Origin of the sequence: Gemella haemolysans (assembly GCF_001553035.1) — a bacterium.
Classification (GTDB): domain Bacteria; phylum Bacillota; class Bacilli; order Staphylococcales; family Gemellaceae; genus Gemella; species Gemella haemolysans_B.
Genome location: NZ_KQ959970.1, coordinates 26783 through 31122, shown reverse-complemented (window position 1 = coordinate 31122; position 4340 = coordinate 26783). Strand labels below are relative to the sequence as shown.

Genomic DNA, 4340 nt, shown 5'->3' with positions numbered 1-4340 from the left:
GAAATCCGGGGCTGGAATTTTTCCATGCCCCGTATTTAGTATACAACCATTTTTTCTTATATATTTAGATGAATCATGTTATAATTTAAAATTTACAAAGAAATAAAACCTCGGAATCTAGGTTTCTTAATAGAAACTTATTTCCGAGGTTATATATTTCAATTAATTATTTTTTCTACGTTTTAATAATCCAACTATAGCAAGAAGTGATAGTCCAATTGCAGTTAGAGATTTACCAGTAGTTTCACCAGTTTTTGGAAGAGTTTTTGGTGCATTAGTAGGAGTTGAGTTTGCTCCTCTAGTGTCGATTACCGTGAATTTCTTCTCTTCTTGAACGGCTGATGAATTAATATCTTTTTCGCTTGAAGCTAAAGCTGTTTTAATTTTAGCAACAATAGCAAATTTACTAAAGTGATTAACTGTAAATTGTAAACTATTGTTAGCTACAGATGAAGGAACAAATTCAATAGAATTATCTTCTTTAATATGATAAACAAGTATATCTTTGTTTTGTTCATTTTGAAGTAAAGCAACTTTTACTGTTCTTGGAACATCAAGTTTTACTGTTTTATTATCTTTTTGTAATTCTAAATCTACAACTCTAATTGATGTAATATCTTTTTTGTCTTTAATGCTATTGTTGGCATCTGCAACAACTTTATCTTTTAGATTTTCTAAGTTTACATTTTTAGTGATATCTTTGGCAGATAAAGTTAAATCTTTATTATCTGTAGAGTATAAATCAACACTTATATCTTTATCTTTTGATTTAATAGTAACAGTAACTGTATTGTTGTTAATGTTTAGTTCTGGTAATTCTGAAACAACAGGAGCGTCAGAAGGAACATTTACTTCTGCAACATTTCCATCTTTATCAATAACTACTTTATTACCATTTTCAGAAAGACCATCGATTTTACCAGTGAAAGGTTTAAGAGCATCAGCTACAGGAGCATCAGAAGGAACTGAATATTCATATTTTGTACCATATTCATTTTCTCTAACTTTATTTCCATTTTCAGAAACAATCGTGTTTCTGACACTTGGATGCATCACAAATTGATTGTTATCTTGGAATAGTTGTCCCATTTCAAGAAGTATTTTCTCAGAGTTGTTCTTAGCTGCGAACATAACACCAAGAGGAAGGTTGTTTGCACTCTTATATACAGGTAACGATATTGACGGATTACCTGTTAAGTTGAATAACCATGTAAATGGTGTTCTTCTCATCATAGGTTCCCATTGTTTAACTAGTAGATTGAATCTTTCTTTTGGATCTTTTATCTTATTAATATTATAAAGTTGTTCTTCAACTTTTGGATCAACATAAGGATCTACTTTTTTATCATTTGATGGTGCTGTTACCGCATTAGTAGCCATTAAGAATAAATCATATTTTTTGTAGAATTCATTCATTTGGTTAGCATATATTGTTGGGTTTTTAGCAGAAGACACATCAGTGTTTGCAGTTTTCCCTTTATATGAAGATGTACCTAAAGCATAAGTTGCTGGATCTAAATCACGTTTGTTTTTTTCTTTAGCTAAGTTCGCTGCCGCAGTATACCCGCCACCAATTGCACCTATTGTATATGTTCTAATACCTTCATAACCATCAATAGGGAATTCATTTACTTCTTCAACAGTGAACCCTTGTTTTCTTAGGAAATCAACAGCTTTAAGAACTGCTTTTTTACCATCTTCACTTAATTCAACATCTTTTAATGGTGTTTTTAAAGAATAAGCAATTTTAAGTGATTTTAAGTCCTTAGGAACTTCTACTAATGTTTTTGGTTTATTAATTTTTGTTTTGTCAAAATAAGTTTTGGCATCTTCAATAGTTTTTACTAATGGGAATTTAACCACGTGCCCAGTTGGTTTTAAACCGATTAACCCAGTCCATGAGGCAGGAATACGAATTGACCCACCTGCATCACTACCACTCGCAATTGATACCATACCACTAGCTACAGCACCAGCACTTCCTCCTGAAGATCCTCCAGTGTTACGACTAGGATCCCAAGGGTTACCAGCAGGTCCAAATAATTTAGAGTCAGTAATATTTCTAGTTCCAAACTCAGGGTAGTTAGTTTGTCCAAGGATAACAAAACCTAGTTTTGCAAATTCTTTCGCAACAGCTCCACTTACTGAAGATGTTTTACCTTTATTTAAATACACACCGTAAGAAGAATCTCCGTTTTTCAGAGGATCTAATCCTTTAATTAATGTAGGAACACCTAAGAATGGTTGTTCATCCCAATTTACAGGATTAGCAGCTAGTTTTCCTGCGCTAATACGATTATCAATTTCTTTGGCAGTTTTATATGCTTCTTCAACAATAGCATGGGGAATTTTACCATTTTCTGTAGTAAGAACAGCATTTAACTTAGGATTTTCTTCTTCTATAACTTTATAAGCTAAGTCAACAAGTTCTGTACTAGTAACTTTTTTCTCACGAATTAGTTTTGCAAGTTCTAGAGCGCTTTTTTGTTTATATTCAGCTACAGTGAATGGAATTGTTGGTTTAGCAACTTCCTTGTTTTCAACACTAGCACTGTTTGTTGATTCATTGTTACTAGAAGTTGGTGCTACAGCATTAACTGGAGAAGCAGAACTAGTAGATGGTGTTACAACTGCATTATTAGTAGCATTGTTATCAGTGCTATTTACAGCAGTAGTTTTTTCGCTAGTACTAACTGTATTACTCACATTTGAAGGTGCTGTAGTTTTATCTTCATTAGCTTTAGCTTGATTATCGTTAGCTAATACTGGAAATAATGTTGCAGCTGCAAAGGCAGGTATAAGTACATATTTAATCTTATTTTTTTTCATTTTTAGCTCCTATTTTAAATAATATTTAAGCCTTGAAAAAGCTTTCTACATACCATTATACTCCGATACCGATTATCAATCAAGAAAATAATTTGATGAAATGAAAAAATATTATTATGGTTTTCTTTTAATTAAGATTATATAAAGATTAGGAGAAAATATATTTTTTGGAAAATAAAATAAATACGGTCAATTATAGGAATCAACCGTATTTATATTAATTTAATACTAATTATTATTTTTGCGTTTTAGTAATCCTATTAAAGCAAGGAATGAAAGTCCGATTGCTGATAGGAAGTTGTTTGTGCTTTCTCCTGTATTTGGAAGAGTTTTAGGAGTTGAATCTAATTTAGTTGAGTTTGTATTTACTACTTTTTTCTCTTCTTTAACAGAAGTAGTTTTTGAATTTTCAGATTTACTTGGAATAGTAGCAGTACCATTGTTGATATCTAATGTTGGTAATTCTGTAACAGAAGGTGCGTAAGCTGGAACTGTGTATTCAAATTTAGTTCCGTCTTCATTTATTCCGATTTTATTTCCATTTTCTGAAACATTTGAACTTCTAATAGCCGGGTTCATTTTGAATTGGTGTTTATCTTGGAAGTATTGGCCAATCTCTAAAAGAACTTTTTCTGAATTGTCTTTTGCTGCGAACATTACACCGAATGGTAAGTTCTTGTCACTTAGATATGTTGGTAGTGAAATCGCAGGGTTTCCAGATAAGTTAAACACCCAAGTATATGGAGAACGTCTTGTCATTGGTAACCATTGTTTAGTTAATAAATTAAATCTTTCTTTTGGATCTTTAATTTTGTTAATATTATATAGTTGTTCTGCAATATCTGGCTCTATATATGGATCTACTTTTTTATCGTTAGATGGAGCAGTAACTGCGTTAGTTGGAACTAGGAATAAATCATATTTTTTATAAAATGCATTCATTTGATCTATAAATGTAGATAATGGTTTTACTGAAGAAATATCAGTATTTGCATTTGGTCCCATATATGAAGAAGTTCCTAATCCGTAAGTTGTAGGGTCTAATTGACGTTTGTTTTCTTCTGTCACACCTTTAACAGCTGCAACATAACTTTCTTCTCCGATACCACCTACAGTGTATGTTTTAATACCTTCGTATCCATCGATAGGGAATTCTTTAACTTCTTCAACAGTAAATCCTTCTTTTCTTAGGAAAGCTACTGTTTCTAAAATAGCTTTTTTAGCAACTTCACTTAATTCAAGATCTTTAAGTGGAGTTTTAAGAGTGTAGGCTATTTTTAATTTTTTCAAATCTTTTGGTGGTTCTACTAACGTTTTTGGTTTACTTAATTCAGTTTTTTCAAAGTAAGCTTTAGCATCTTCAATAGTTTTCACTAGAGGGAATTTAACAACGTGCCCAGTTGGTTTTAGACCGATAAGTCCAGTCCATGAAGAAGGAATACGGATAGATCCTCCAGCATCACTACCACTAGCTATAGGTACCATACCACTAGCTACAGCACCAGCACTTC

2 protein-coding genes are annotated in these 4340 nt (G+C 32.0%); both read right to left on the bottom strand.

Going from position 1 to position 4340, the window contains the following annotated elements:
* Nucleotides 1–162 precede the first annotated feature (162 nt).
* A complete protein-coding gene (locus tag HMPREF3186_RS09520) occupies nt 163–2829 on the bottom strand; it encodes an amidase family protein (protein ID WP_060914424.1) in 2667 nt (888 codons plus the stop codon).
* A 228-nt stretch (nt 2830–3057) separates the two neighbouring features.
* Nucleotides 3058–4340, bottom strand: a 1283-nt coding sequence (locus HMPREF3186_RS06285; protein WP_156438979.1) for an amidase family protein, incomplete at its 5' end; no start/stop codon positions are given.